This is a genomic window from Marinobacterium lacunae (assembly GCF_000705555.1).
In the GTDB taxonomy this organism is placed as follows: Bacteria; Pseudomonadota; Gammaproteobacteria; order Pseudomonadales; family Balneatricaceae; genus Marinobacterium_D; species Marinobacterium_D lacunae.
Genome location: NZ_JMQN01000004.1, coordinates 84,773 through 111,142, shown reverse-complemented (window position 1 = coordinate 111,142; position 26,370 = coordinate 84,773). Strand labels below are relative to the sequence as shown.

The 26,370-nt window shown below is 56.6% G+C and carries 26 protein-coding genes; 10 read left to right on the top strand and 16 right to left on the bottom strand.

The features are described from left to right. From ADIMK_RS00535 to ADIMK_RS00510, 6 genes are all read right to left on the bottom strand, one after another. On the bottom strand, window positions 1–500 hold a 500-nt coding region (locus tag ADIMK_RS00535), incomplete at its 3' end, for a tripartite tricarboxylate transporter permease (RefSeq protein WP_036182345.1). 2 nt (window positions 501–502) lie between these two features. Next, window positions 503–1,024 carry a tripartite tricarboxylate transporter TctB family protein gene (locus tag ADIMK_RS00530; RefSeq protein ID WP_036182343.1) on the bottom strand — a complete coding sequence of 174 codons (522 nt, stop codon included), beginning with the start codon at window positions 1,022–1,024 and terminating at the stop codon, window positions 503–505. 83 nt (window positions 1,025–1,107) lie between these two features. Continuing rightward, a complete protein-coding gene (locus ADIMK_RS00525) occupies window positions 1,108–2,100 on the bottom strand; it encodes a tripartite tricarboxylate transporter substrate binding protein (RefSeq protein WP_036182341.1) in 993 nt (330 codons plus the stop codon). A 249-nt stretch (window positions 2,101–2,349) separates the two neighbouring features. Then, a complete protein-coding gene (locus tag ADIMK_RS00520) occupies window positions 2,350–3,165 on the bottom strand; it encodes a sugar phosphate isomerase/epimerase family protein (protein ID WP_036182339.1) in 816 nt (271 codons plus the stop codon). A 63-nt stretch (window positions 3,166–3,228) separates the two neighbouring features. Further along, a complete protein-coding gene (locus ADIMK_RS00515) occupies window positions 3,229–3,846 on the bottom strand; it encodes an NIPSNAP family protein (RefSeq protein ID WP_036182337.1) in 618 nt (205 codons plus the stop codon). 12 nt (window positions 3,847–3,858) lie between these two features. Continuing rightward, a complete protein-coding gene (locus ADIMK_RS00510; RefSeq protein ID WP_036182335.1) occupies window positions 3,859–5,580 on the bottom strand; it encodes an FAD-dependent oxidoreductase in 1,722 nt (573 codons plus the stop codon). Between the two features lie 253 nt (window positions 5,581–5,833). Here ADIMK_RS00510 and ADIMK_RS00505 point away from each other — a divergent pair, with 253 nt between their 5' ends. Both ADIMK_RS00505 and ADIMK_RS00500 read left to right on the top strand, forming a co-directional pair. Beyond that, entirely contained in the window at window positions 5,834–6,667 is an 834-nt protein-coding gene (locus ADIMK_RS00505; protein ID WP_051692222.1) for a shikimate dehydrogenase family protein, read from the top strand. Window positions 6,668–6,728: 61 nt separating this feature from the next. Next, entirely contained in the window at window positions 6,729–8,474 is a 1,746-nt protein-coding gene (locus tag ADIMK_RS00500) for an FAD-dependent oxidoreductase (RefSeq protein ID WP_197027439.1), read from the top strand. Between the two features lie 103 nt (window positions 8,475–8,577). Here the strand turns inward: ADIMK_RS00500 and ADIMK_RS00495 are convergent, their stop codons facing one another. From ADIMK_RS00495 to ADIMK_RS00460, 8 genes are all read right to left on the bottom strand, one after another. Further along, window positions 8,578–9,369 (bottom strand): IclR family transcriptional regulator, encoded by a 792-nt coding sequence (locus ADIMK_RS00495; RefSeq protein ID WP_036182331.1) that lies wholly within the window; start codon window positions 9,367–9,369, stop codon window positions 8,578–8,580. A 79-nt stretch (window positions 9,370–9,448) separates the two neighbouring features. Beyond that, a complete protein-coding gene (locus ADIMK_RS00490; protein ID WP_036182330.1) occupies window positions 9,449–10,360 on the bottom strand; it encodes a helix-turn-helix domain-containing protein in 912 nt (303 codons plus the stop codon). Between the two features lie 56 nt (window positions 10,361–10,416). Beyond that, window positions 10,417–11,703, bottom strand: coding sequence for a TRAP transporter large permease (locus tag ADIMK_RS00485; protein ID WP_036182328.1), 1,287 nt, complete (start codon window positions 11,701–11,703; stop codon window positions 10,417–10,419). After that, the gene (locus ADIMK_RS00480) at window positions 11,700–12,212 is read right to left on the bottom strand and encodes a TRAP transporter small permease (protein WP_036182326.1); all 513 of its coding nucleotides are present in this window, start codon (window positions 12,210–12,212) and stop codon (window positions 11,700–11,702) included. Before ADIMK_RS00480 ends, ADIMK_RS00485 begins: the two co-directional genes overlap by 4 nt. A 25-nt stretch (window positions 12,213–12,237) precedes the next feature. Next, complete coding sequence (locus ADIMK_RS00475; protein ID WP_036182324.1) at window positions 12,238–13,260, bottom strand: TRAP transporter substrate-binding protein; 1,023 nt, start codon at window positions 13,258–13,260, stop codon at window positions 12,238–12,240. 70 nt (window positions 13,261–13,330) lie between these two features. Then, window positions 13,331–14,326, bottom strand: a complete 996-nt coding sequence (locus ADIMK_RS00470) for an aldo/keto reductase (RefSeq protein ID WP_036182322.1) — start codon at window positions 14,324–14,326, stop codon at window positions 13,331–13,333. 84 nt (window positions 14,327–14,410) lie between these two features. Then, window positions 14,411–15,364 carry a Gfo/Idh/MocA family oxidoreductase gene (locus ADIMK_RS00465; RefSeq protein ID WP_036182320.1) on the bottom strand — a complete coding sequence of 318 codons (954 nt, stop codon included), beginning with the start codon at window positions 15,362–15,364 and terminating at the stop codon, window positions 14,411–14,413. Window positions 15,365–15,592: 228 nt separating this feature from the next. After that, a complete protein-coding gene (locus ADIMK_RS00460; RefSeq protein ID WP_036182318.1) occupies window positions 15,593–16,816 on the bottom strand; it encodes a LysR family transcriptional regulator in 1,224 nt (407 codons plus the stop codon). A 216-nt stretch (window positions 16,817–17,032) separates the two neighbouring features. Here ADIMK_RS00460 and ADIMK_RS00455 point away from each other — a divergent pair, with 216 nt between their 5' ends. From ADIMK_RS00455 to ADIMK_RS00430, 6 genes are all read left to right on the top strand, one after another. After that, entirely contained in the window at window positions 17,033–18,040 is a 1,008-nt protein-coding gene (locus ADIMK_RS00455; protein WP_036182316.1) for an amidohydrolase family protein, read from the top strand. 30 nt (window positions 18,041–18,070) lie between these two features. Then, the gene (locus ADIMK_RS00450; protein WP_036182314.1) at window positions 18,071–18,748 is read left to right on the top strand and encodes a 4-carboxy-4-hydroxy-2-oxoadipate aldolase/oxaloacetate decarboxylase; all 678 of its coding nucleotides are present in this window, start codon (window positions 18,071–18,073) and stop codon (window positions 18,746–18,748) included. Next, window positions 18,741–19,820, top strand: a complete 1,080-nt coding sequence (locus tag ADIMK_RS00445) for a 4-oxalomesaconate tautomerase (protein ID WP_036182312.1) — start codon at window positions 18,741–18,743, stop codon at window positions 19,818–19,820. The genes ADIMK_RS00450 and ADIMK_RS00445 overlap by 8 nt, the downstream gene beginning before the upstream one ends. Window positions 19,821–19,833: 13 nt before the next feature. Continuing rightward, window positions 19,834–20,709, top strand: a complete 876-nt coding sequence (locus ADIMK_RS00440) for an amidohydrolase family protein (protein ID WP_197027438.1) — start codon at window positions 19,834–19,836, stop codon at window positions 20,707–20,709. A gap of 174 nt (window positions 20,710–20,883) precedes the next feature. Beyond that, window positions 20,884–21,252, top strand: a complete 369-nt coding sequence (locus ADIMK_RS00435; RefSeq protein WP_036182310.1) for a protocatechuate 3,4-dioxygenase — start codon at window positions 20,884–20,886, stop codon at window positions 21,250–21,252. Beyond that, complete coding sequence (locus ADIMK_RS00430; RefSeq protein WP_036182308.1) at window positions 21,245–22,090, top strand: class III extradiol dioxygenase family protein; 846 nt, start codon at window positions 21,245–21,247, stop codon at window positions 22,088–22,090. The genes ADIMK_RS00435 and ADIMK_RS00430 overlap by 8 nt, the downstream gene beginning before the upstream one ends. An 89-nt stretch (window positions 22,091–22,179) precedes the next feature. Here ADIMK_RS00430 and ADIMK_RS00425 read toward each other — a convergent pair whose 3' ends face one another. Continuing rightward, window positions 22,180–24,015, bottom strand: a complete 1,836-nt coding sequence (locus ADIMK_RS00425; RefSeq protein WP_036182306.1) for an SLC13 family permease — start codon at window positions 24,013–24,015, stop codon at window positions 22,180–22,182. A gap of 61 nt (window positions 24,016–24,076) precedes the next feature. Beyond that, window positions 24,077–25,657, bottom strand: coding sequence for a GGDEF domain-containing protein (locus ADIMK_RS21135; protein WP_051692221.1), 1,581 nt, complete (start codon window positions 25,655–25,657; stop codon window positions 24,077–24,079). A 159-nt stretch (window positions 25,658–25,816) separates the two neighbouring features. On the opposite strand from ADIMK_RS21135, the gene ADIMK_RS00415 reads away from it, so the two are divergent. Both ADIMK_RS00415 and ADIMK_RS00410 read left to right on the top strand, forming a co-directional pair. Beyond that, window positions 25,817–26,122, top strand: coding sequence for a RidA family protein (locus ADIMK_RS00415; RefSeq protein ID WP_231516965.1), 306 nt, complete (start codon window positions 25,817–25,819; stop codon window positions 26,120–26,122). A gap of 61 nt (window positions 26,123–26,183) precedes the next feature. Beyond that, complete coding sequence (locus ADIMK_RS00410; RefSeq protein ID WP_036182304.1) at window positions 26,184–26,369, top strand: hypothetical protein; 186 nt, start codon at window positions 26,184–26,186, stop codon at window positions 26,367–26,369. Window position 26,370 lies beyond the last annotated feature (1 nt).

The window sequence follows — 26,370 nt, the reverse complement described above, 5'->3', positions numbered from 1 at the left end:
CCCTTGGTCAGGCTCTCGCCGGACAGGGAACCGACCAGCATGATGCCCATGACGCCGAGCATCATGTAATCGCGGGGCTGGAAGGTCAGCGCGAACTCGCTGATCGAGGGCGCGGCGATGGCGAGGATGAAAATACCGATAAAGCCGCCGACCACCGACATCACCGTGGACAGCCCGATGGCGCGACCGGCTTCACCTTTTTGTGCCATGGGGAAACCGTCCAGCGCCGTGGCGATGGCCGAGGGTGCACCGGGAATATTGAGCAGGATCGCCGTGCGCGAACCGCCGTACACCCCGCCCATATAGACCCCCACCATCAGGCAGAGGGCATTATTGATATCCCAGGAGAAGGTAAACGAAATCAGGATCGACACCGCCATGGTAACGGAGAGACCCGGGATAGCGCCGACATAGATACCGAGGAAGGTGCCCAGGGCGGTCAGGAACAGCAGCTGGGGCGAGACCCAGGCCATGGAGAAGTATTGCAGAGCCTCAAGCATGATCACTGTGCTCCTGAGTTAAACAGATCGGAAAGGTAGGCCAGGATCTCGCGCTCGGGGACGATCCCCTCGGGCAGCACGACCTTGAACACCAGCCGGAACACGACATAGATCAGCGTCAGCACCATCAGTGACAGCAGGGCGGTGCGCAGCAGGCCGCCGCGATGCAGAAACTTGATGGTCAGAAACAGGAAGGCCAGCGCGGTGGGAATAAAGCCCAGAGTATCGAGCACCACAGCGAAGATCAGGATAACCGCGATCATCAGCGCGACCACCGGAGGCAGGATCTCCTTGAAGAAATGGCCCTGTACTTCGGAGGGCAGTCGCAGGTTCTGCACGCATGCGATGCAGGAGGTGATCACCATCAGCGCGGTGGCGGCGAGCGGAAAGGCGCCGGGCGAACTGAGGGACTCGAAACCGGCGATGCTGTAGGCCTGCCAGAACAGATAGACGCTGAGAATCACCATCAGGAACCCGAACAGGGTTTCGCCGGGTTTGGTGTAGATATGCTGGGAATGAGGCATGGTGATAGATTCACTCTAGTTATAATCGGTGGGCGCAATACGCCCACCGTCGGAGCCGAACCGCGGTCCGGCCCCTGGTTGTATTACTCGGGACGCTTGATGCCGAACTCCTCGGGCGAGTGTTTCGCAAACCCGCCGTCATACACGATCCAGGAAGAAACGGAACGGTAGTTATCGAGGAACTGCTTCGCCTCGTCACCGGACAGACTCATGATGGTAAAGCCACGCTTATCCATCAGATCCTTGAAGTCAGGGTGCTCGGCAGCTTTCGCATAAGCGGCAACAAGCTTCTCGACCGCTTCGTCAGGTGTGCCCTGCTTGACAAACACGCCGAAGAACGGGCCCCAGGGCAGGTAGCTGTTGAAGCCGGGGAAGGTGTCGGTAATCGGTGCGGTGTCCGGCAGCAGCGGGTTGGCTTGGGTATCGACCAGACCGATTACCTTCATGCGCCCGGCTTTGACGTGCTCGATAGCGGCACCGAGTACGGCAGGCATAACATCGATAGCGCCACCCTGAAGCGCTGTCAGCGCAGGGCCGTCACCATCATAGGGCACGCCAGTAAAGTCGACATCTGTTTGAGCCTTGAGCATTGCAAGGACAATAGAGGTCAGACCGCCAGGGCCGGTGGAGCCGGTTTTGACTTCGCCGGGATGCGCCTTGGCGTACTCCACCAGCTCTTTCATGTTGTTGTACGGTGCATCGTTGCGTGCAACGAAGATCGGAATGCCGCGGGCGAGCACGTTGATCGGAATCATGTCGCCGTAATCTATATCGGCCAGACCGAGCACCTTGTACATCTGAGGGTTCTCGGCACCCATCAGGAGGGTATAGCCGTCGGCTTTCATGGCATTGACGTATTTGGTGGCAATGGCGCCGACGCCGCCGGTCTTGTTGGTCATGATGATATCGCGACCCAGGATGTCCTCGGCATGAGGGGTTACCGAGCGCATAACAGTATCGGTTGATCCGCCAGCGCCCCATTGGATGATGCCCTGCAGGTCTTTATCCGGAAATTCTGCTGCTGCTGTAGCCGAGAGGGTGAGGGCAGCCAGGGCGGTTATTATTTTTTTCTTCATCTCATGTCACTCCGTTTTTTATAAGCCCCTCAAAGAAAAGGGGATGTACACCAAGGTGCAATACGGTTTCAGTTTAGGTGTTGATTTCGTTTTCTTCATCGATGCGCAGGGTTGCGCGTAACGGGAAAGCAAAATCGGTTTTAAGCAGTTAGGTTATACTTAATCAGTGTAATACTACTTATATGGCGTTGTTTAACATATGGGTAGTTGTTTTTTTCGCTCCGTCATAAGTTTTTGCGGTAGCTCGTCTCAATGATCAATATGTTTCGCGAACCAGGATTGCGTGGCTTCCAGCGCAACCCGTGCGCGGTTAGCGGCATCACCCAAGTGCGGGGATGGTATCTCGACACAGATTGGCAGGTCTTTGGGCAGTCGCCCGAAAATCGCCTCAAGCGGGATGCCGCCCTGTCCCGGAAGCAGCCGCTCCTCTCTCGCCGCGCGAATTACTCCCGCCTCGGTGTCCGGTTTTTCAGCCGGCGCGTCGCAGATTTGGGCGTAATGCAACTGAGACAGAGGGATAGTATCTATGTCGCTTGTCCGGCTGCCTGAACGATCAAAGTGGATGGCATCGATCAGCACGCCGGCATTGGGTCGATCGATACTGTTGACGATATCCAGCGCTTGACGCAGATCTTTAACTTCAGTCCACGGCATAAACTCAAGATTGGGCTTCATGCCATAAGGGCGGCAGAGATCGCAGAACTGTGCGAAGTTGTCGCTGAAGCGCGCGATATCGGGGTCATCACCGGCCACCAGTATGCACTGGGCGCCAAGCTCGGCACCGGTGTCGAGAAAGGCCTGCAAGGCATTTACATCAAACTGGGGCCCGATTCGTACGATCTCAAGATCGAAGACCCGTATACCGGTATCTCGCATACGCGTGAGTGTGCGCTCAAGCAGTGCCCGATCCTCGATCAGCGGGTGATAAATACCGCCGGGTGTGGAAGGTAGCAAGCGCAGGCCGACAGCGTCATAACCGGCATCGGCAGCAACGGAAATAATCTCCGGCGCGCTCAGCTCCAGTACGGTGAGCGGGCCCAGTGCGTAAGGGCGTGCATTAGACATCGCAGTCTCCATAAAAGAACAGCTACGACGGGTAGCTGCCCGTCGAGCTGCCAAGAGGCGAACTTATTTAAGCGGAGATACCGCAGTCGGTACGGCCACGGTGGACTTCATGTCCAGTTCCAGCCAATCGGGGCCACCAACCGGCGGCCAGGCACCAGCCTTTACAGACTCGGTGCGTGCCTGAGTGCGCTGTTCGAGTGACGTGTAAGGCCAGATATGGGTGATGCGCTGGCTACCGTCGACGGCATACATGCTGATGGTCAGCGGTGAGAACTCGCTACGTTTGGGGACTGCTTTTTCCCAGGCTGCGATGGTCGGCTCGAGCCCACCCTGCTTAAGCTGATAGGTACGGATCTCGTAGATCGGTCCATCTTCGGCGGGTGTGACTGGCGGCAGAAACGGGAAGGGCGCATAGCTTTCCAGTGTCATATCGGTCATGAACTCGGCGCAGCCGAAAGGGTTGTTGCTGCGGCGCACCGCTTCGCGCTCGGCTTCCAGCTCATCCACGCTGTCGAATCCGCGGAAAATGATCAGCTGATTCAGCTGGCCGATATCGGAGAACCAGCAGCCGAGCAGTGTGCCACGGCTTTCGTCTGAATCGGTATAGGCCTTGACCGCTTCAGCGGCTTTGGCGGTGGTGCCCATGTAGATGGTCAGCGTCGCGATCTCGTAACGTTTCATCGTGATGACTCCTCAGGTCGGATTCTTCAGTTTTAGTTGTGAGGCGACGTGGTTCGCCGCGATATAGCCAAAGGTCATGCCCGGGCCCAGATTGATGCCGCCAGCGGGATAGGTGCCGCCCATGATGCTGGCCATGTCGGTGCCTGCTGCGTAGAGACCTTCGATCGGTTGTTTATTGCTGTCGAGCACCTGTGCGTGCTGGTTGGTTTGCATCCCTACAAATGTGCCCAGACTCCCTTGCTCGATTCGCACTGCGTAAAAGGGCCCCGTCTCGATAGGGCGGACGCATGGGTTCGGTGCCTGTTCGGCATCTCCCTGTATCCGGTTGTAAGCGGTGTCGCCGCGTCCAAACAGCGGGTCTTCCCCCTGGCGGGCATGATGGTTGTACTCGGCAAGAGTTGCCTCTAGCCCTGCTGCATCGATGCCGCACTCGCCGGCCAGCTCACGAAGCGTCTTTCCGCGCTTGAGATAGCCTGAACGCAGGTGTTGTTTGTAGGGAAGAGGAAAGGGCTTCACGTTGCCCAACCCGAATCGTCTCAAAAAAGCGTGATCGCATATCAGCCAGGATATGCTGGGCTCGCCGGGCTTAGTTACTGCCAGCTGCTCATTGATATAGTCGTGATAGGACCCCGCCTCGTTGACGAAACGTTTTCCGTTGGGCAATACCGCTATAACGCCCGGTTTAGCGCGCTCCAGCAGATGGGGGAAGTGTGCACACTCCCCGTCGTTGCGTCGTACCAGTGAAACCGGTGCATAGGCGGCTGCGCTCTTCAAGCTGGTATCGATATAAGCCCCCACCGATTCCCCCAGACGCAGTCCGTCGCCGGTGTTGGTTTTTGGGGCGGCCGAGTAGTGTTCATGTCCGGTCGGGCAGTGCGGAAGCAGTTGCTTCAGCCGTTCGCTATCGTGGGGAAAACCGCCGCAGGCCAACACCAGACCGCCTTTGATATCAATTTCCAGCTCGGAACCATCTTTCTGTCTGGCATAAAGGGTGCGGATGCGTCCACTGGCATCGCGCTCGATAGAGCGGGCAGCGGTTGACACTTTCAGTTCGACACCGAGATCCAGTGCAGATTTCGCAAGCCTTGCGACCAGTGCGTTGCCGTTGACCAACTGCATGCCTCGGCGATGGAGCATCAGGTCAAACAGGTGGCGGGTCACGCGCTTTACCACGTACCAGGTGGATGAGGGTGTCCGCAGAAAGTTGAGGAAATGTGCCAGATCCTGCCCGGACCCGATGCCCATGCCCCAAAAGGAGATCTCCGGCAATGGTCTGCGCAGGGCGGTGACAGCTTTGCCGAGCCCGCGAGCGTCAAACGGCTTGGCGGTGACGCTGCGCCCACCCGTACCGGCATTGATCTGATGGCCGTGGAAGTCGGGTATGGCATTGCCCGGCAGAAACTGCAGGGATGTGTTGTCATGGAAGAACTTCACCATTTCGGGCGCTGTATCCAGAAAAGCGTCAACACGGTTTTCGTCGAACTTGTCACCCAGTTCAGCTTGCAAATACCCCTTGGGTAGAGCCTTGTCTTCGACAATGCCGGCTTCCTGTGCAAGGTGGTTGCGCGGTATCCAGAGCCAGCCGCCCGACCAGGCGGTAGTGCCTCCAAACACAGCCTCCTTTTCGATGACCACCACCTTAAGCCCAAGCCAGGCCGCGCGCACGGCTGCTGCCAATCCAGATGCGCCGGAACCCACTACCAGTAGATCACACTCTGTCCGTACGTTGTTCATCTAATTGCTTTCTCAGTTTCTTGTTTGGTCGACGTGAGGTGTGCTGTCTGGCACCGCCAACATACGTCCCGATCAACATGGCAAAAAAGATAACACTCTTCAAAACTGATTGAAATAGAAAACTTGAACATTGTTCCATTATAGATCATGATTCTCATCGTTCACGGCTGCCGAACTCCGCTACAGGTCGCGGGGATCGGCAGTTTTTATAGCGATATTTAATTGAAAAATAAGTAGTTCTCGGAGAGTCAAAATGGCAATACAGGATTCAGGCGTGCAGAAGCTGAGTGTTCAGTTGAATGGAGCCACCGAACTAATCCCGATCGTGGGCTCTCCCATTGCACAGGTCCGATCGCCTGCCGGTATGACCGAGTCGATGCAGAGCAGTGGCCGTAATGCCATTGTTGTGCCTTTTCATGTACTGCCCGAAGACTGCGGTGACTTTTTCAGTCTCATGCGCCGTATGCCGAATGTGAGCGGCATCATCGTGACGGTTCCTCACAAGATTCCGGCATATGAAGCCTGTGATGAGGTATCGGAGCGTGCTCGTCTGCTGGGCGCTGTAAACACTATTCGCCGTACAGAAAGCGGATCGCTATACGGGGATATGTTTGACGGAGCCGGCTATATCGCGGGGCTGCGGGAGAATGGCTGTGAGTTGCAAGGCAAGCGTGCATTACTGGTTGGGGCAGGCGGCGCCGGTATAGCGATCGCGCATGCATTGCTGCTGGCTGGCGTTGCCGAACTCTCCGTATTCGAATTGGATAAACAGCGTCTGGATTCTCTATTGAGCCGTCTCTCACCCTGGGCCGATCGTGTCCATGCAGCCCCCGTTGCCGACCCCGCAGGCATGGATGTTGTGATCAATGCAACGCCCTGTGGTATGAAAGAGTCAGATCCTATACCGGTAATGGCCGAGAACCTTACCGCGAACATGTTTGTGGGGGATGTCATCACCAAACCGCAAGTGACCCGGCTGCTGGAAGTGGCCCAGGGGCTTGGATGTGGCACGCAGACCGGTGCCGATATGTACCGGGGTGTACAGCAACTGATGACACGTTTTCTGCTGGGTGAGGATATTGCCTGAGCAGCGCAATGGGGCTCAGCAATGAGCAGCGGTTTGGATAGAGTGTCGGGAGATTGTAGTCGTGACAGTTGATGCAAAAACGTTCATGCACCGGGTGGCTAACGGTACAGAATATGATCTGATCGTGGTGGGCGCCGGAGCTGCGGGCATGGCGGCTGCGCTGTTTGGTGCACTAGAGGGCGCACGCGTATTGTTGGTTGAGCGCACCCCCTATGTGGGAGGGACCTCAGCGCTCTCCGGCGGTACAACCTGGGTGCCGCTGAGTCAGTACGCGCAACCGGGTGAGGATAGCTACGAGAACGTCAGCGGATTTTTGGATCGTGCTGTTGGAGAACATGCGCCAAAGCCAATGCGTGAGGCATTTCTCAAGGCGGGGCCTGAGGCAATACGTGTCCTGACTGCCGGGACCGATGTGGCCTTTCGCAAATGTGCTTTCCATCCCGATTATATGGCCGATCTGGAGGGGGCTACGCAGTGTGGGCGAGCGCTGGAGCCGCTGCCCTATATCACCCGCCATCTGGGGGACAATCTCAAGCTGTTGAGGCCGCCGATTCCAGAGTTCACCGTATTGGGCGGGATGATGATCAACCGAGAGGATATCGGTCATCTACTGAATCGATTCAAGTCGCCCAAATCCTTTCTCTACACGGTCAAGCTGGTACTTCGCTATGTATATGACCGGCTTGTCTACCGTGCGCCGGCGCGCAGTGTCATGGGGCATGCACTGATCGCACGGATGCTCTCGTCAGCACTCGATTTGGGTGTGAATATCAGTGTGGAGACTGAACTGACCGATATCGAGCCGATGGGAAAGGGACGTCATCGATTGCGTCTAAAGCAGGGGGCGATCGAGCGCGAAGTGATCGCGACCGGCGGCGTAGTGCTGGCCAGTGGCGGGTTTGGCCGTGACCCCCTTAAACGTGCCTCATTGTATCCGCAGGGGGCGCCGGATTACTCGCCGACAGCGCCCGGTCATACCGGCGCCGCGCACAAAATTGCGGAAAATCTGGGTGCACACTATGGCACGGCGGAAGACCAGCCGGCGTTTTGGGCACCCTGTTCAATTCGCCGTCGTAAGGATGAGACGCTGGCGGTATTTCCTCATTTCGTATTTGATCGCAGCAAACCGGGCACGGTCTGCGTCGATCAGGCGGGTAACCGGTTCGTGAACGAGAGTCTCTCATATCACGAATTCGGCAAGGCAATGTTGAATAGTGCGGGCAAGGCCAACCCTGCTTACATTATTACTGACGCTGCCGCGATTCAGAAATATGGCTTGGGTCTTGTGCGACTCGGGGGCGATAAGCTTGAGCCTTACATCGAAGATGGCTACCTGATTGAAGCTAATTCCGTTGAAGCGCTGGCGCTGAAGCTTGGCATGAAACCGGAAAATCTACGGGCCAGTATCGATCATATGAATGCCGCGGCGAAAACAGGCGTGGATAGCCAGTTTCATCGCGGGGAAACCGTCTATCAGCGCGCCAATGGTGATGCCGAACACGGGCCGAACCCTACGCTTGGGTCTATCGAGAAAGCACCCTTCTATGCGATAGAGCTCTATCCTGCGGATATCGGTACCGCGAAAGGTCTGGTATCGGATGCCAACGCTCAACTGATGACGGCGCAGGGTGAGCCTATCGAAGGGCTCTATGCGGCGGGGAACGATCTGAACTCCATCATGGGCGGCACCTATCCGGGGCCGGGTATTACCATCGGGCCGGGCATCGTGTTCGGCTATATTGCCGCTCAGCATGCTATCGCGCGTAGCCGGGCAGAGCACGAAGAGGTCAACTCGACGGCGGCGTAAATCACCTGGAGTGGGGGCGACCCCCCGCTATAACTGTCCGGTTACATGCTGTGCCGGACAGGCACCTTTGGCACGCCTTTACGGCGTGCTTTTTTATGCCGGTTCAGGTGTCGGTATGGCGCAGATATTCAGACAGATGACTGAGCTGACTCAGGTTGCGGGCACTTTGTTTGAGCGCGGCGAGATGCAAGTCGATGTCGTTCTTGCCAAGTCGGGCGGTGGGGGCGCCAATGACTAGTGACCCAATGCAACGCGTCAGACTGCGATCAAACAGCGGCACAGCGAGCGCTGCCATACCCGGGGCTGACATGTCGCAGACGTAGCAATAGCCTGTTTCGCGGGTCTGTCTTAGGTAAGGCAGTATCTGGCCTGGGTCCTGCGGAAGATTTGGGCCGCGCAGTGTCGGGTCTATCGGGCCTTGAGCGCTGACCTTGGCCAGCGCGACCTCGTCGTCGAACGTGGATAACCAGGCGAAGGCCGTGGCTGTACAGTAAAGAGGCACCTTCTCGTAGGGGTCTGGATCGTATCGCAGGCCTGCTCGCATCCCCTGTGCTTTGGCAACGAAACTCAAACCGTCGTCTTCAACTACCGCCAGTCTCACCAGCTCGCCGCACTCTGCTGCCAGTTTTTCAAGGTGGGGTTGTGCAACATCGCGCGCGCCCCGGTCAGCAAGATAACGCAATGCCATGGCCGATAGCCGAGTAGTCAGAATATAGCGACCGTTCCTGCTGTCGCAGGCCACATAGCCGAGCTCTTCGAGTTCATTGAGCAGGCGCTTGGCGCTGGCTTTGGGCATCGGGAGCTGTTGGGCGACGCCGTTGAGGTCAAGCCCGCCGGGGCTGATCGACAGCAGTTCGATAGCGTTGAGCGCCCTCTGCAATAAGCTGGTAGCCATTGACCGCAAATCCTAAACGTATAAAGTTGAACGTTGTTCCGTATTGGGCCCGAAACTACGAATCAATGCAAGGATAGGGTTATCCCCGGTCGCGCAGCTCTCGAAAGTTACTGGGCGACACGCCTGTGCGTCGCTTGAAGAAGCGGGAGAAGTAGGCGGGATCGGCAAAGCCCAGATCATACGCGATCAGGGATACGGGTACCGAGGAGTAGATCAGCATGCGCTGGGCTTCGAGGGTTAAACGGTCGTGAAGCAGTTCACTCACATTCTTGCCTGAAACACTTGCGCAGGCTCGGTTGAGCGATGTGGTGGTGGTATGAAGCTGCTCGGCATAAAAGGTCGCCGGCTTGTGTTCCCGGTAGTGGTGTTCAACCCGTTGCACCAACTGGCGGTAGAGCCGTTCATAATGGTCTTCATCGCGCGGACGATGGCTGGCATGTACGCGCCGCCCTACCTTGAGCAGTAACGAATAGAGCAGCCACTCGAACATCTGCTTCTTGCCGGTTCGGTTATCGCGGTACTCCTCCTCCATTTGCGTGATGATCTGCTCGATGAAGTGGGTATCGTCAGGATGCTGCCTGAGCGAGAGCACTTGCGCTTTACGCAGCAGTTCATCGCCAAAGGGAAAGTCTCGCTGGAACTGTTCATCCAGCAGAACCAGTTGGGATACGGTGATCACCGAGCCGTCGGTGTTTTCGCGGCCAAACTCGAAACCGTGTACCACTGAAGGCGGAATGGTGATGATGCAGGGTGCCTGCTCGGTAAATTCCTCGCCATCAATATGAATGCGTACATGGCCGGTGCGCACATAGATCAACTGATACATGCGGGGATGGACATGAATATTAATGGTCCAGTCGAACAGGCGTGCGCGGCTGCGTATATCCTCGATATGAATAAACTCGGGGTCGTCAGCAGACTGGGCTTCGCTGTAAAGCGCGTAGTTTGAGATACCGCGTGAGGAGCGTGGGTTGACGGCTGTTGTCTTCATCAATCAAGCCCTGGTTATAGGCCGGAGCGACTATCGCCCCGGCCTGAAAGCCCCTGTCAGAGGAGTCCCAGTGCCAGAACCGGGAAGGAGATGATCAGTGCCAGGCGCACGATGTCGGAGATTACGAAAGGCATGACGCCCTTGTAGATCGAGCCGATCGAGATATCGGGCGCAAAGGCCTTTATCACGAATACGTTCATGCCGACCGGAGGCGTGATCAGTCCAAGTTCAACGGTAATAACCGCAATGATACCAAACCAAACCGGATCGAATCCGGCGGCCTGAATCAAAGGATAGACCACTGGTACAGTCAGCAGCAGCATGGCCAGACTGTCCATGACGCAGCCGAGCAGCATGAACAGAATCAGGATGCAGATCAGTACGGCAAAGGGTGTCAGGTGCAGGCTGTCGACGAAGCTCACCAGTTCGAACGAAATGCGTGACACACTGAGGAAGTAACCAAAGATCTCCGCACCGATGATCATGAAGAAGATCATGATCGAGGTGACTAGGGTCTCCTGCAGTGACTCGCGGAACTGTTCGAACGTCATGCCGCGAACGATGGCGATCACCAGCGTGGAAAAGGCACCGATGGCAGCAGCCTCGGTCGGCGTGAACAGACCGGTGTAGATACCGCCGATGATGACCAGGAAGACTCCGGTGAAGGGGATCAGCCCCTTCAGACCGATCAGTTTCTCCTTCAGGTTGGTAGCATCGCCTGGGGTAGCCAGTTCCGGTTTCCACTTCACCATGATGCTGATGGTCACGCAGTAGAGCACCAGGCCCAGCAGCCCTGGAATCAGGCCGGCAATAAACATGTCGCCGACAGACTGCTCGGTAATCAGTGCATAGAGTAGCAGAGCGATGGAGGGCGGAATCATGATGCCCAGAGTGCCGCCTGCGGCCAGTGTGCCGGTTGCCAGCGAGTCGGCGTAACCGTGCTTTTTCATCTCCGGCAGTGCAACACGGGACATGCTGGCCGCTGTTGCAACGGACGAACCCGAGATGGCAGAGAAGATCCCGCAGGAGAGAATCGCCGATAGAGCGATGCCACCGCGCCATGCTCCGAACAGCGTACGAGCGCCGGAGAACAGCTGATCAGACATCTTTGCCCGAGAGGCAAATACACCCATCATGATAAACATCGGTATGGGGCTGAAACTGTAGTTGGAGAGCGTTTCAAACGGGCCGCTCTCGAGGATGGCCATAGCCGGATCGAAGGCGATGATCCAAGCGAAGCCGAAGAAGCCGATAGCCGCCATTGACAGTGCAATCGGCGCGCGCAGGGCCATCATGACCAGCATCAGTCCGATGCAGACCAGTCCTATCATCGAGGAGCTCATGCGTTAAACCCCATAGCTGTGCACAGACGCTGTTTGGCAACCAGCAGTGAGCGGATGGCGAGCACCGCAGTCGCGAAGGTTGTCAGCGCGTAGATATAGTTCATCGGGATCAGCAGATCCTGAGTGGTTTCGCCGCTCATCACGGCGTTGCCGACCGCATGGTAAAAGCGGATCGTCATGCCGGTGCCCAATACGGCGTAGCCGACAAAGTAGACACTCTCCAGAAACGCTTTTTTCCGTTCCGAGAGCTTCTCGGTAAACAGGTCCACAACGACCTGAGACTTGTCGACGCAGAAGGGCAGGGCGAACAGTACAGTGAACAGCAGGCCAAACTTGACCAGCTCTATACCCCCGATAAAGGTCATATCAAGGCTGCCGTCGGTCATTCTGAACAGGGCGCGTGTGGTGACGTCCGCAAGGACGGTCACCATCATCGACACGATCAGTACGCCGCTGAGCAGTTGCATGTAGGAGCTGACTGCATCCACCAGACGCGTAATGTGTTTCATCACAAACTCCGCTTAAAACGAGGCGTTACTGACACAGCGCTGACAGTTCAAGCGTGCGCTTGTAGACATCGCGTGCCGGCAGTCCTTTGTCCTCAAGCTCTTGAAGGTAGCTCTCGGTGGCGGCATCCAGTACCGGCTTCCATTTCGGATTATCGGCGCCACCTTCGACCGTTACGATCGTATGTCCGGCTGCAACAGCGTCCTTGCGACCTTCGCCATCGATCTGATCGAAAACCTGACCGGTCTTGTTGGCCCAGGCCATACCGGAGTTGTCGTCGATAACCTTTTTCAGATCATCCGGCATGCTGTCGTACACGCGCTTGTTCATGGTCACAATAAACGCCAGGCTATAGAGACCGCCCACTTCTGTGTGCGTGTTGGCCAGCTCATTCAGACGGAATGATTTGACGCCTTCCCAAGGCAGGGCCACGCCATCGATGACACCACGCTGCATCGCCTGGTAAGACTCCGGTGCCGGCATGCCGACAGGCTGAGCGCCCAGACCTTCAAGCAGTTTGCCGACCACGGCAGTAGGGCGACGAATGCGCAGGCCCGCCAGATCGGAAGGTTCCTTGACGACTTTGTCGGTAAGGTTCAGATGTCCCTGTCCATGAGTGAAGAGGAAAAGCGGGTGAGTTTCTTTGAACTCGTCAGCAACCAGACCCTCTTCATAGAGTTTCTCGACCACGCAGGAACCCTGCTGAGCGTCCTTGACCACGCCCGGCAATTCTACGATCTGGGTTAGCGGGAAACGGTTTGCCGTGTAACCCAGCACTGTTGTGGTCATATCGGCGATGCCGTTGACCACTGCATCATACTGTGCCGGTGGTTTGGCCAGCGTAGCGCCCGGATAGATATCAACTGCGATACGTCCGTTGGACGCTTTGTTGACAGAGTCAGCCCAGGCTTCGAACACGTTCTTGTGCACAGCTGATACGCCGGGCCAAAAGTGTGCAAAGCGCAGGGTGTAATCGGCCGCCATGGCCGGGGTGCTAACTGCTGCCGCGATGGCGGTGCCGAGAACTGCCGCCTTGAGAGCTTGTTTCATTATGTCGCCTCGTGTCGTTATCGTTATCGTTGTTTTTAGGGGTGTTGTGTTTTCTGAGGGCTGCCCGTGATCAGGCGAACTCCTCGGTATCTATTTCGGTCTGCTGAGCGCTGTTGTAGCGAGGCCCATGAACGGTAGACTGGTTGATCAGTGCGTCGAGTTGGCTCAGTGTGTCGTCGCTCAGTGTCACAGCATCGGCTGACAGATTGTCCTCCATGTGCTCGACATAGCGGGTGCCGGGGATTGGCACGATGAAATCCCCACGTGATCTAACCCATGCCAGCGCCATCTGTGCGGGCGTGCAGTCCGCGGCTTCGGCGATCTGGAGATACTTATCCAGAAGCATGAGATTTTTTGGGTAATTCTCAGCATTGAAACGCGGCATGTTGTTGCGGATATCCTTGGGCTCCAGCGTCGAAATATCCCGCAGTCCATTGGCGAGAAAACCGCGTGCGAGCGGGCTGAACGCAACGAAAGCAGTGCCGCTGTTCTTGCAGGCGTCTAACACGGCAATTTCGGGGTTGCGAGACCAGAGTGAGTATTCGGTCTGCAGAGCCGCAATAGGGTGCTCTTTCTGTGCGCGAGCCAGTGTGGCTGCCGAGACTTCGGAGAGCCCGATAGCGCCGATCTTGCCTTCGTGAACCAGCTCGGCGAGTGCGCCGACGCTTTCTTCGATGGCGACTTTCGGATCCAACCGGTGCAGGTAATAGAGGTCGATATGATCGGTCTGCAAACGGCGCAGACTTGCCTCGCACTGCGACTTCAGGATGTCCGGGCGGCCGTTGATCTCTTTCGTGCCGCTTTCCTGCCCAATGGCCATGCCGCATTTGCTGGCTAGAAACAGCGATTGGCGCTTGGCCTTGAGTGCCTTGCCGACCAGTGTTTCGTTTTTGCCGCCGCCATAGAGTGTGGCGGTATCGAAGTGGCGGTAGCCCATGTCGAATGCGGCATGGAGCGCGTTTATGGCGTCAGGCTCTGCAACCGGAGATCCATATGCATGTGAAAGATTCATACAACCAAGCCCAATGCCGGGGCTGTTGAAGTAGTCGTTCAGAGCGCTTGCCATTCTTACTTACCTCACATCGCTTTTTAGCCGTTCCCCGAAGGGAATAGAGCCAGCCGGGGGGAGGCTGGCTCCGGGGTGCAGTGCTTAGGCGTTTGCTTGCAGACACTGCTCCAGTTGGTTCAGGGTCTCCATTGCTGGGAGGCACTGAACAACGCTGGAGTTTGGTTCACGACCCTCTTTGATTGCCGCGATGAATTCGCGATCCTGAAGCTCGATACCGTTGTTGGACACCGCAACACCGCTCAGGTCGATCTTGTTTTCGTGACCGTCGAACAGATCGTCGTAGCGTGCGATGTAGGTTCCGTTGTCGCAGATGTAGCGGAAGAAGGTGCCGAGCGGTCCGTCATTATTGAATGACAGGGACAGGGTGCAGATGGCACCGCCTGGTACTTTCATGCCGATGCTCATATCCATCGCGATGCCCAGTTCCGGATGGACCGGACCTTCCAGCGCCTGAACGCGGTTAGCGGTTTCGCCGGTCTGGTACTGGAACAGGTCGACTGTGTGGCAGGCGTGATGCCACAGCAGGTGGTCGGTCCATGAGCGGGCCTGGCCAAGGGCATTTTTGTTGGTGCGACGGAAGAAGTAAGTCTGAACGTCCATCTGCTGAACCTTCAGTTCACCCGCCATGATCTTGTTGTGGATCCACTGATGGCTCGGGTTGAAGCGGCGAGTGTGGCCGGCCATCGCTACGAGACCGGTGCGCTGCTGGGTTTCCACCAACTTGCGTGCGTCCTCGATATTGTCAGCCATCGGGATTTCAACCATCACATGCTTACCCGCTTCCAGACACTGGATAGCCTGAGAGGCGTGCATCTGGGTCGGTGTGGCCAGGATAACCGCGTCGACGTCGTCACGTGCCAGAGCTTCCGCCAGATCGGTGGTGTAATGGCCAACGCCGCGCTCTTTGGCGAATTCGCGAATGACGTCTATTTTGGTGCCAACGACAGAGGTGACCTCGGCGCCCTCAATTGCACTGATGGCATCCATGTGTTTCATACCGAATGCGCCGGAAGCGCCCGCGACACAGAGTCTCATTATCCTCTCTCCATTCTTGTTGATTCGCTAAACCTTATACCCTTGCGCACACGCGGGAGGGTTTTTTGCTCCCAAACCGTTGAAAGCGCCCGTTTAGAGCTGCTATCGGTATTGCGAAGACGGTACAGGTATTCGTTTTCAGTGCATTCAATGTAGCACTGGGACGGGGGGTTGGATAATTGAATAACCATTTGAGGTATTCAATTTTTGAAATCTACTTTTTAACTGTTATAGGTCGGCGTAGTTCTGCGCGGCTTCTCTTAGCATGTCGAGGAAAGTCTTCTGGGTGGGGGTGGCTTGCCAGTTTCGACGCATGGTGATGCCGATAGGGCGTCGTGTGTGGCTCAGTGAGAAAGGGATAACCCGCAGAAGCCCGAGTCCGCGCTCATATTCGATCTGGTGGCTGGATATAAGCGTAAGACGGTCGCTTCCCAAGAGCAGCTCGCGAATAAGTATTTGCGAACTGGTCTCTACCAGCCCGGTGGGTACGGGAAGGCCATTGTCGCTGAATAGGGTATCGAAATATGTTCGGGTGGGGGTGCCTGCGCGTGGCACAACCCACGGGTAATCGGCCAGTGTCTTCAGATCGAGATCCTGAACGTACTCAAGTGGGTGGCCGCGCCGTGCGACGATAGCCAGCGGCGGCGCCAGGAGCTCCTCCTGCACAATATCATCCGCCGGAGGCGGAAAACGTAATGCGCCAATCAAAAAGTCGAGATCACCGTGGCGCAGGTGATGCAGCAGATCGCTGTAGGGGGCATCGACAATGTTGATGCCGATATCTGGGTGCTCCTTGGCAAAACGGTTAATGACGCTGGGCAGGATCGATGTGCGTGCCAGTGGCATACTGCCGACGACAATTTTACCGACCTCCCGGAACTGCAGCGCACTGATCTCGTAATAGCCTTGATGAATCTCAGAGAAGCCCAGCTTGGCAGCACGGGCAAGGGCTTTTGCTGCCTTGGTGGTGCTGATGCCAGTACTGGTTTTTTCGAATAGCCGCACCTCTAACAGCTGCTCAAGCTCGCGTGCTGCACGGTGCAGGGAGGATTGGGAAACTCCGAGATTGCGGCTGGCAATGCTGAAATTCTCAGCCTCCGTGACCGCGATCAGCGCACGCAGCTGTGTCGTCGTGAGCATCGGCAGTATGCTGGTTTGAGCGCTTTGCGTGCGGGCAGGGCTGTTGCGCAGCGCATCACGAGCACCCTGTTCGATGTACTCGGTACAGCGCTGGATACGGTTGTACCATACCTCGCCGGCGGGCGTGGGGTACATGCCGTCGGCATGACGCTCGAACAGTTCTGTACCCAGTAACTTCTCAAGCTTGGCAATCGCCTGGGTGATAGCCGGCTGGGACAGGAACACCTTCGGTGCGGCCTGGCTGATGCTCTTGCATTCGGCGACTTCAAGGAACACGCGCAAGTGTCGCAAATTTGGAATGACAAGCTGCATATAAGGCTGGCTCCTGCTGATTGTTTTTGTAGTGCTATCTCAAAATCTAATAGGGTTTCGGTGAAAATGAAATAGCCAACCTATAGGGGCGGGACAATACTGTATTCATCTCAATAGCAGGATAGGTCTGTTGTGAAGGCTGGAATCCTGATGTTGGACCGACTGCCGGAGCGTGCAGTGCCAACCTCTAACAAGCTGAATAAGAAGGTTTAAGCAATGATAATCGACTGCCATGGCCACTACACTACAACGCCGCCTCAGGTGGGCGAATACCGTGAAAAGCAGAAAACTGCTGTAGCCAAAGACCCGAACTTCGTCGGTGAGAAGGGCAGCATTGTCATCAGTGACGACGAAATTCGTGAATCCATCGAGAAGAACCAGCTGCGCTTGCAGCAGGAGCGCGGTACCGACCTGACGATCTTCTCGCCGCGTGCGAGCTGGATGGGGCACCACATCGGTAACGAGCATACCAGCCAGTTCTGGACAGAGCATCAGAACGATCTGATCCGCCGGGTATGCGACCTGTTCCCCCAGAACTTTGTGCCTGTTGCACAGCTGCCGCAGTCACCGGGTGTCGACCCGGCCAAGTCTGTACCGGAAATCGTGCGTACCGTCGAAGAGATGGGCTTCATCGGCATCAACCTGAACCCCGATCCGAGTGGCGGTCACTGGAATGGCTCCTCTCTGGCCGATCGCTCCTTCTACCCGATCTACGAAAAAATGGTCGAGTACGATATTCCGGCTATGGTACACGTCAGTGCCGCCTGCAATGACTGCTTCCACACCACCGGTTCACACTATCTGGGTGCAGATACTACCGGCTTCCAGCAGTTGATGATGTCCGACGTATTCAAGGACTTCCCCGAACTGAAAATTATCATTCCGCACGGTGGCGGTGCAGTTCCTTATCACTGGGGTCGTTTCCGCGGTCTGGCGCTGGATCAGGGCTTCGATCTCGAGGAGCGCGTACTGAACAACATCTACTTCGACACCTGCGTTTACCATCAGCGCGGTATCGATCTGCTGCTCGACATCATCCCGACCAAGAATATCCTCTTTGCGTCCGAGATGATCGGTGCCGTGCGCGGTATCGACCCGGAAACCGGCCACTACTTCGATGACACCAAGCGTTATATCGACGGCAACACCGTACTTTCCGCAGAGCAGAAGCAGCAGATCTTCGAAGGCAACGCGCGCCGCGTGTTCAGCCGTATGAAGGTCTGAGGCCAGAGACAGGAATTCAGGGGTAAGAAGATGAAAGAGACAGTAGTCGTACAGAATATCGAACGCGCCGACCAAGCGGTGATCGACGGCCTGGCCAAGTGCGGTGTTGCCACCATTCACGAAGCGCAGGGCCGCGTCGGTCTGCTGGCCCACTACATGCGCCCGATTCAGCAGGACGTGGCGGTAGCCGGTTCTGCTGTCACTATCTCCGGCGCCGCCGGCGATAACTGGATGATGCACGTAGCGATCGAGCAGTGTAAACCGGGCGATATGATGGTGTTCGCACCGACCTCGCCGTCCGTACACGGCTTCTTCGGCGACCTGCTGGCCACCTCCGCCCAGGCTCGCGGCGTGGTCGGTCTGGTGATCGACGGTGGCGTACGTGATACCCGCGACCTGCGTCAGATGAAGTTCCCGGTCTGGTCAAAGGCAGTATTTGCCGAAGGCACCATCAAGGAGACCGTAGGCTCCGTCAACGTACCGCTGGTATGTGCCGACGAGCTGGTCAATCCGGGTGATGTGATTGTCGCCGACGACGACGGCGTTGTTGTTGTGCGCCGTGAGCACGCGGCCGAGGTGCTGGAGAAAGCACGTAAGCGTATGGAGCTGGAAGAGGCCAAGCGCGTGCGTATGGCAAACGGCGAGCTGGGTCTGGATATCTACGATATGCGCCCGCGTCTCAAAGAGAAGGGCCTGAAGTATGTCTGATTCCTTCGATGAAGGGATTCGCTGCATGTGGATGCGCGGCGGTACCTCCAAGGGCGGCTACTTCCTCGCTGAAGACCTGCCTGCGGACACCGCCGCACGCGATGCTTTTCTGCTGCGGGTGATGGGTTCGCCCGACCCGCGCCAGATCGACGGTATGGGTGGTGCCGATCCGCTGACCGCCAAGGTCGCGGTTGTGCAGCGCTCCGAGCGTGATGATGCCGATGTGGATTATCTGTTTTTGCAGGTATACGTGGATCAGCCGATCGTCACCGATGCCCAGAACTGCGGCAATATTCTCGCCGGAGTCGGTCCCTTTGCCATCGAGCGTGGTCTGGTCGATGCCTGCGACGGTGAAACCGATGTGCGGATCTTTATGGTCAACACAGGTCAGATCGCCACAGCGCGTGTCTGTACACCCAATGGCAAGGTCAGCTATGTGGGCGATGCGCGCATCGACGGCGTTCCCGGCCACAGCGCGCCAGTACCGATCACCTTCGAAGATACCGCCGGATCAAGCTGTGGTGCATTGTTGCCGACCGGCAATACGGTGGATGTGATTGACGGTGTCGAGGTCACGCTGATCGACAACGGCATGCCGGTGGTGATCATGCGCGCGTCTGACATGGGTATTACCGGTACCGAGAGCCGCGAAGAGCTTGAAGCCAACGACGCACTGCGCGCCAAGCTTGAGTCGATCCGTCTGAAGGCTGGACCGATGATGAATCTGGGTGACGTGAAGGACAAATCGGTTCCGAAGATGACCATGGTCAGCCCGGCCAGCAATGGCGGGGCGCTTTCGACCCGTACCTTCATACCACACCGTTGCCACGCCTCTATTGGCGTTTTGGGCGCGGTCAGTGTTGCCACCGCAGCGGTTCTGCCCGGCTCTCCGGCTGCGGCGGTTGCCACAATTCCCGAAGGTACACGCAAAACGCTGGCGGTAGAGCATCCGATCGGCGAAATGACAGTCATACTCGATATTGATGAAGCGGGGAACCTTGGTCCTGCAGCGTTGTTGCGCACCGCGCGCAAGCTGTTCGACGGAGAAGTCTTCGCTCACGACAACTCATAACAGGTGCTGCAAGATGATGGATCCTGATTACCTCCCGTTTCATGCCAACCCGAGCAAGCCTGAGTTCAAGGCTCCTGCCGGTGCCGTTGACGCACATTGCCACGTGTTCGGTCCTGCCGACAAGTTTCCGTATCACCCCAAGCGCAAATACACCCCGTGCGATGCGCCGAAAGAGAAACTGTTCGCACTGCGTGATTATCTGGGCTTTGAGCGCAACGTAATCGTGCAGGCATCCTGCCACGGTACCGACAACGCCGCGCTGATCGATGCACTGGAGAGTGCCGGTGAACTTGCACGTGGTGTCGCCGTCGTTGACCCGGCAATTACCGTGGAAGAGCTAGAGGCGATGGACAAGGCGGGCGTACGCGCCGTGCGTTTCAATTTCGTCAAACGCCTGGTCGACACCACCCCGAAAGAGGTGTTCCTGTCAGTTGCTGAGAAGATCAAGTCGCTGGGCTGGCACATTGTGGTCTACTTCGAAGCGCCGGATCTGGAAGATTTGACCCCCTTCCTGAACCAGCTTGATACCACCATCGTTGTCGACCATATGGGACGCCCCGATGTAGCCAAGGGGGTGGATCATCCTGACTTCCAGCGCTTCATCGACCTGATGAAGAACAACGACAAGATCTGGACTAAGGTTTCATGCCCGGAGCGCCTGACTTTGACGCCGCCGGATTACAGCGATGTGGTTCCGTTCGCGAAGAAGCTGGTCGAGCTGTTCCCGGATCGTGTGCTTTGGGGAACCGACTGGCCGCACCCGAACATGAAGTCCCACACCCCTGACGACGGCAAGTTGGTCGATGTGATCCCGATGATCGCGCCGACCGAAGAGCTGCAGCAGAAGCTGCTGGTCGATAACCCGATGCGCCTATACTGGGAGCGTTGAGGTATATCCGGTGTTCTGCTCCGGTCGCAGAATCGGGGAAGAACACTCGCCCGGGTACCCCGGGCGTTTGCACATAATAAGCGTCATACCCGTCTGACCCGTGTTGGCTCATCCAGCCCCGGTGACAGTTACCGACAAGCAGGCAGGCGCATGCCCCAACAGGAGGCTACAACCATGACTGATTATAAAATGAGGCCGGTGGAAGGCACCATTCACTTCGACGGTGCCCAAGCGACCAAGGGCTTCAATTTCAACAAGATGTGTTTTTCGTTTAACAACGAAGACGCACGTCAGGCGTTTCTGGCAGATCCGGAAGCCTACATGGAGAAGTTCAAGCTCTCTGAAGAGTTCAAGCAGGCCCTGCGTGACAAGGATCTGAACAAGCTGCTCGAGCTCGGTGGCAGCATCTACTACATGGCGAAACTGGCCGGAATTTTTGGCTGGAACATGCAGGTGATCGGTGGCATGCAGTCCGGTCGTACGACCGAAGAGTTCCAGGCGTATCTCGACAGTCAGGGCAGGGGGAAAACGACCAATGGCTAAAATAATCGGTGGCATCACCACATCTCACATTCCGGCCATCGGCGTGGCTATCGACAAGGGCCTGGAAGACACCCCTTACTACCGTGACCTGTTCGCCATCTACCCGCCAATCCGTGAGTGGTTGAACGAAGAGAAGCCGGACATCGCCGTGCTGTTCTACAACGACCACGGTCTGGAGATGTGGCTGGATAAGAAGCCGACCTTCGCAATTGGTTGTGCGCCCGAATACGAAAACGCGGATGAAGGCTGGGGCATCAAGCCCATTCCACCGGTGACCGGTGAAACCGAACTGAGCTGGCACATAGTCAACCACCTGATCGAAAACGATTTTGATCCGACGGTGTGCCAAGACATCAAGGTGGATCACGGTGCCACTGTGCCCATGACCCTGTTGTGGCCAAACCATACCTACCAGGGAATCAAGGTGATTCCGGTGTCGATCAACTGTGAACGTCACCCCATGCCTAAACCAAGCCGCAGCTACGCCTTCGGTAAAGCCATTGGGGATGCGATCCGGTGCTGGGAAAAAGATGCCAAGGTCGTGGTGCTGGGCACCGGTGGTCTGTCCCATCAGCTGGATGGTCCACGTGCCGGTATCCTCAACGGTGACTTCGACAACTACTGCATGGACAAGCTGGTCTCCGATCCTCAGGAGCTTTGTAAATTCAGCAACGTAGATCTGATCGAAAAAGGCGGCGCTCAGATGGTCGAACTGGCCATGTGGCTGGCCATGCGGGGTGCGCTGGGTGAGGGTATTCCGGAAGAGCGTTTGCGTAACTACGTATCGCCGATCTCCAACACCGGTGTTGGCGTACAGTTGCTGATCCCCAAGGACTGACTCGGACGCTCCAGTCCAGTTTGAGTAAGAAGAGCAAAGCGGCGCCCTTTCGGAGCGCCGTTTTTTTTCGGCGCTCTAACCGGGGGGGGTTAACCAAGCCCATACAGTCTTGGCAGCAACCAGGACAGCACCAGCCAGACAATAACAGTCAGAGGAATACCCACCCGCATGAAGTCTGAAAAGCGATAGCCGCCTGCGCTCATCACCAGCAGGTTCGTTTTATACGCCATGGGGGTGGCGTAACTCATATTGGCGCCAAAGAGCACCGCCAACACATAGGGCTCCGGTGGCAGGCCCAACTGTTGAGAGATGCTGAACGCGATCGGTGTGCCGATGACGGCGGCGGCATTGTTGGACACGATATTGGTCAGGATCGCCATGATCAGCATAAGGCTCGAGAGCATGACCGACGGTGATGCGCCAGAGGCCAGCGCAACGAAGAGTTCCGCCAAATAGTCAGCGCCACCGGTTTTCAGCAGTGCCATACCGAGGGCTAAACTGGCCACCACGATCATGATGACCGGGACGCTTAATGCCTGTACGACATCCTGCCAGCGCAGGCAGCGGGTGAGAATCATCAGTAAAACGCCCGCCACCGCACTAATTGCGATCGGTACCAAGCCAAGCGCGGCAACGGCCACAATTGACGCCATAATGGTCAGTGCCAGTGGGGCACGTTGGGTGTGGGGCAGATCGCTGGTGGCATCCAATACCAGTAGCTCCGCATTCTGCTTAAGCGACGCTATCTGCTCCTGACTGCTCTGTACGAGTAACACATCGCCTACTTTCAGGCGCATGTTACCTAAATCGGTACTGAGGGTCTGCAGTGTTGTCCCCGGGCGGTGCAGGGCCAGAATCAGCATATGGTAACGCTCTGCAAGCCTGGCGTACGCGAGGGTTGATCCCTCCAAAAACGAGCCTTGAGTTACAACGATCTCAGCAATCTGCTGATCGTCTGCACGCAACGGGTTCTCATCGTCGACCCGGGTATCGCCGGCAAACAGGGCGGCATCGAGTGCGCTGGCGAACTCGGTCAGGTTTTCGGGTGTATCGCAGACTCTCAACCGGTCACCGGCTTTAAGAGCCGCATCGGGCAGGGGCATGATGAGCGTATCGCCGCGTCGTATGGCGCTGATATCCAAACTACCACCGACTTTCTCCTGCAGTTCGGAAAGCGTGCGGCCGTCGGCAAATCCTTCCTCCTCGATATGCAACTGGGCAGTAAACAGGCGCGGTGAGCGATCATTCAGTGATGCTGCACGTTCAGGCAGGATGCGAGGGGCCACCAGCCAGAGATACAGAATCGCTACACCGGCGGCGATTGCGGCGGGAAAAAAGAAGTCGAACATCTGAAAATGGCGCATACCCAGGTCGGCCGCGACGGCGATGACCAATAGATTGGTTGAGGTGCCAATCGTGGTGCCCATACCGCCAACCAGCGTCGCAAAGCCCATGGGCATCAGCATCCCCGAGACCGGTTTTCCGGTACGGATCGCGACGCTGACAAGGATCGGCAGCAGTAGTACGACGATGGGTACATTGTTGATGAATGCACTGAGAAAGGCGCCCAGTACCAGGGTCAGCAGCAGAGAGAACAGGGGGCTGACCGCCCAGAACCGCGCCAACATCCGGCCAATGGGTTCGAGCGCTCCGGTGCGCACCAGACCTTGTCCTGCAACCATCAAGGCGCACACTGCGATCAGTGCTTCATGGCCAAAGCCGTGGAAAAGCCCCAATGGATCAACCTCTTCGCCCTTGTATTGGTAAGGAAAGAGGGTGAAACCGACGGTCAGTGCAACCAGTACTAACAGGCTTGACGTTTCAAGCGGGATCTCGTCCCGGGTAAAAATGAACAGGGCGACGATGATCAGCAAAAGTACCGCAATCCCATGCCCATCCGGCAGTGCCGGTATCACGCTATCCATAACACAGCCTCACAATCGTAAACCCTAAACCTGTTTAGCACGTTGCACCGACCTAGCTCTTTTATTGGTTTTCGTTACCCACGTCTGTTTCAGGATAGCTGCGCATTGCGGGGTAGAGGTTGTTTTCATACATACGAACACAATTTCGCCCCTCCGCTTTGGCGCCGTACATGGCGATGTCCGCTGCTTTGAGTAGCTGTGTCTCGTTATCGCCGTGCTCGGGGTAGGTGGCGGCGCCGATGCTGGCTGAAATTGAAAGGGTGATCCCTTCTATCTCAAAAGGTAGGCTTAACGCGCGCCTGATTTTCTCTGCGACCTCGTACACATGCTCTTGGGCAGTTGCAGAGGGTAGAAGCACTATGAATTCATCGCCCCCAAAACGCGCAGCAGAGTCAGATTTGCGCAAACAGTCGGTGATACGTTCAGCGATCGCTTTTAGAAGTATGTCGCCTATATCGTGCCCGTACGCGTCATTTACCGGCTTGAAGTCATCGAGGTCGATAAACAGCAAGCCGACTACGCCCTGTTCGCGGTTCGCTTTCGACATGGCCTGTTTAAGCCGGTCGAGCAGAAGAAGGCGATTGGGTAACCCGGTCAGCGCGTCATGCTGGGCAAGATGTGCGACGCGGTTCTCCATGATCTTGCGGTCGGTAATATCGTAAAACCAGCCGAGAATGGCGGGCTGGTCTTCGTAATCCATACTAGAGAATGACGCCAGGACCCATTTCGGAGGCAGTTGCTCGTGTGAAGGACTTAGCTTGATCAACTGGTTGGTGACCGGCTGCCCGCTATTGAGCCGCTCGACCACATCGTCATGGTCCTTGGGGTGAATACGGTAGCGCCCGGCACCGCTATGTGTTGTGCAGGGTTCGGCATGATCGATTAACGACGCGTAGCGGCTGTTGGCAAACAGTATCTCGCCAGTCTCAATATTTTCTATTCGTGTCGCAATCGGACTGGTTTCGAGCATTTGGCGCAAACGTGACTCATTGTCCACTGCCAGTTGTTGTAGGTGAAAATACTCCTGAAGCTGAAGACCGTTGCGTCGGGTGCTGACTAGCAAGAAGATCAGGAACAGAGAGATCATGGAGCTCATGCCGATGGCGAGGGTATCGTCCTGCCTGATCGCCAGGTAAATAATGAGCGGCCCAAGGGCGCAGAGCAGGAAGCCCCATATGGAGATTCTGTCTATAGCCTGGGTGTTAGCGGCGCCGGCACACACACCGGCCAATGCAAAAGCGGTGAATACCGAGTGCGCAGGATTGTCGGAGGGGTTTAGTAAAATACCAGCACTGCCCCACATGACCGCCGTCGTGATACTGAGAAAACGTAGCGTATTCAGCCGGCTGCGGGCTACTGAGAGTGGATCGGTTACCTGGGCGAAGCTCCAGAAAAACTGAATGAGCGCGCGCGCGAGGAGTAAAATGCTGATGATCGTGGCCCAAGCGTAAAGCGGGCTGTTAGCCACGACGTCGGACTGAACGACGACAAAAACAGCCACGAGCAGTGCGCTGATCAGGATTGAGGAACGTTGATTCGTGCACAGAACCTTGACCTGTTCGCATATAAACGAATTATCGATACGGGTCTGGTTCGCCTGTGTCGAAGAGCTTCGTGTATCGTGCGGGTGGTCAGGCTTCATGGGCTGAGTACGTGCTTGTTATTGACGTTATAGTGCTTGCATGCTGTCGAAGCGGCCCGAGAAATACAGTTGGTGCTTGTTTGACTATATCGCCATACGGCGACGGTATTCAAATAAAGAGTTGTTTGATGAACGTTATCGAATACAAGAGAGTGATCCATGGAGATTCAACGTATCAACCCCGCGCCGCGCTGGTCGGATATCACGCTTTATAACGGAATCGCGCATTTCGTCGAGATCGCTGAAGACGAAACGGCTGACATCACGGGGCAGGCGCAACAGATATTCGAACAGGCTGAGGCGACGCTGGCGAGTATCGGCAGTGACAAGTCACGTATTTTGTCCGCCACGATTTATGTGACTGATTTCGGTAATCTGGATGCATTCAATCGGGCTTGGGAAGCCTGGTTGCCGCAGGGCTGTGCGCCAAGCCGCGCCTGTGTGAAGGTCGAGCTTATTGGTTGAGATCGCCTTCGTCGCGGCGGCCGGATAATCTCAAGCCCGCCAGCGCGGGCGAGGGGTAGCGGTGGTAGAGGAGAACTTTTCCATTTTAGACGGCGCGCTGGTGGGGTTTTATTACCTACTGCAGTCGGTTCAGGCGGCATGGCCGGCTGCGAGACGGTTCAAGCGTCGATGGTTGGTCACGGGCTACCTGGTGCTGGCAGGCGTTATGCTGGCGGTTGTTCTGTTTGCCGAGCCTGTGGTTGCCTGAG